This is a genomic window from Acrocarpospora phusangensis, assembly GCF_016862995.1.
In the GTDB taxonomy this organism is placed as follows: Bacteria; Actinomycetota; Actinomycetes; order Streptosporangiales; family Streptosporangiaceae; genus Acrocarpospora; species Acrocarpospora phusangensis.
Map to the genome: position 1 here is coordinate 1 of NZ_BOOA01000180.1, position 2672 is coordinate 2672.

Consider the following 2672-nt stretch of genomic DNA (forward strand, 5'->3'; position numbering starts at 1 on the left):
TTCCGCTCGTTCCGCCTGACGAGCTTTCGCTCAACGGGCTTCCGCTCGTTCCGCCTGACGAGCTTTCGCTCAACGGGCTTCCGCTCGTTCGGCCTGACGGGCTTTCGCTCGTTCCGCTCGACGGGCTTTCGCTCGATCGAATGAACTTCGTCGGCTTGCGTGCGTGAATCTCGTCGGGCAGAACAACCTCACTCAGGAGATCGACTCTGTCGGCCACGGGCTCACTGACATAGGCCGCAAGCTCCGCCAGGTCTCCGCTCTCGAACAGCACATGAAGCGGAACCCGGACCCCAAGCCGTCGCTCCACTTCTGCCAGAACTCGCCCGGCCAGCAGCGAACTCCCCCCGATTTCGAAGAAGTTGCTCCGCCGCCCAACCGTCTCCCGCGCCCCGACGACTCCCCGCCAAATATCCGCCAGCGATTCTTCGACAGCGCCGCAGGGTTTCTCATAGACGCTTCCCGCCCTCGGAAGCTCCCCCAGTTCCACCTTTCCGTGGCTGTTCCGAGGAATCTCCGCCACGACCACGACGACATCCGGCACCAGATAATCGGGCAACCGCTCCCGGAGCGCCCGCCGAAGAACAGCCCCAGAGCTGCTCGTGATGTCCTGGACCTGCTGGACCGGGTCCTCCAGGTCCGGCCGGGCCAGTTTCTCCGCAACCCGCCGGTTGACGGCGGACTTGGTCGCCACATACGCGACCAGGCGATCGTCAACCGCGACAACCGCAGCGTCGATGACGTCGTCCTCGGCGGACAGCGCCGCCTCGATTTCGGCGGGCTCTATCCGATGGCCACGAATCTTGAGCTGACGGTCCGAGCGGCCGGCGAATTCGATCGTCCCGTCGGAGAGCCGCCGCACCAGATCCCCGGTTCGGTACATCCGCGCCCCGGGCGTCCCGGCGTACGGATCAGGGACGAAACTGACGGCGGTGTGGGCCGGTCGGCCGACATAACCGAAGGCCAGGCAGTCACCCCCCAGGTGCAACTCGCCATAGACCCCGACAGGGCAAGGACCCCCGAATCGATCAAGAATGTAGGCCCGGACATGCGGCAGTTCCCTGCCGATGGCCAAGTTCACTGAACTAGCGTGCGGCGTGGGCAGGGCGACGGTATGGACGGCGGCGGGATCCGGGGAATCGTGCGGCGCGGGCAGGGTGGCCGAGAGTTCAGGAACCGGCTGAACGACGGTCAGGACCGTGGAGTCGCGCGGCGCGGGCAGGACGGCCGAGAGTTCAGGAACCGGCTGAACGACGGTTAGAACCGTGGAGTCGTGCGGCGTGGGCACGACGCCCAGCGGGTCCGGAATCCTGTGGACGGTTGCGCAGACGGTGGCTTCCGTGGGTCCGTAGTGGTTGAAGAGGGTCGTCCGCCGATCGGTGACCCGGTGCCAGGTCTGGGCGGCTTGGGTTGGGGCGGATTCGCCACCGATCATCATGATTCTGACGGGCCACGTAGGGGGGACCTCGGTCAGCTCGTTGGTCCATTGGCGCCAAAGGGAAGCCGCGGTGTCGATCGCGGTGACACCGTGACGGGTGCAGAAGGTGAGGAGTTCCTGAGCGTCGATTCGGGCTGGTTCGGGGTGGAGGACGAGGGCCGCGCCCGAGGTGAGCGCCGGGAAGAGATCTCCGGCTGAGGCGTCGAAGGTCAGCGGCGGAAGCATCAGAATGCGCTGACCTGGCCCGAACCCATGCGCCTCGCGGAACGACCTGGTGAGGTTGGAGAGCGTTCCGTGCCCGACCATGACGCCCTTGGGCCGCCCTGTCGAGCCTGAGGTGAAGACGACATAGGCCAGACCGCCATGGTCGAGGACCGGCACCGAGTCCGCACGGCACGACGGAACGGAATCCTCGTGCAGGAGCGCACGCGGCAGCCAGGCACCAGTGAAGCGCCGATATGCGACATCGCCACCTTCGCCGGAGTTGGCTGGCGAGAAGCCATCATCGACCTGGATAGCGCCGGTGCCGAAAGCGGCTGAAGAAGATCCATCGTCGGCAGGACTAGCGGAGATGCCGAAGCTAGCTGGCGGACAGCCGCCACCGGGACCGATATCGCCCACGCCGAAATCCGCTGAAGAAGAGCCAGCGTCGACACGACTAGCGGAGATGCCGAAGCTAGCTGGCGGACAGCTGCCGTCGGGAGAAGAGGAGGCGTCGGCACGACTAGCGGGGGTGCCGCAGCTGGCTGATGGAGAACGGGTATCGGGATGAATGTCGACAGCCGTTGTGTCAGCCACCACAGCGATGGCGTGAGCTGTGGTGAGGAGGTCGGTGAGGCGGTCTGGGGGGTGGGTGGGGTCGAGGGGGAGGTAGGCGCAGCCGGCGCGTAGGACGCCGAGGATGGCGGCGATCGCGTCGGAGGAGGTGGGGAGGAGGATGCCGACGACGCTGCCCGGGTGGGGGTCGAGGGTTCGCAGGGCTTGGGAGAGGCGGTCGGCTTGGCGTGACAGCTCGGCGTAGGTGGTCGTTCCCGATTCGGTGATGACGGCAGGGGCGTCGGGGGTGGCTCGGGCCATCGCCCCGAACAGTTCGGTCACCCTGGGGCCCTGACTCAGGGTCACGCCAGCCGGAGCAGGGATCGTGGCCGATCCGGTTACGCGAGGGCTCTGGGTCGAGGTCGCGTCAGCCGCGGTGGGGATGGTGGCCAGGGGAATGTCCCCAGCAGGGATCGTGGCC

1 protein-coding gene is annotated in these 2672 nt (G+C 66.8%); it reads right to left on the reverse strand.

Features of this window, described 5'->3' with window-relative positions; genetic code table 11:
* A partial coding sequence (locus Aph01nite_RS40755) for a non-ribosomal peptide synthetase (protein ID WP_204046451.1) occupies window positions 1–2533 on the reverse strand: 2533 nt, incomplete at its 3' end.
* Window positions 2534–2672 lie beyond the last annotated feature (139 nt).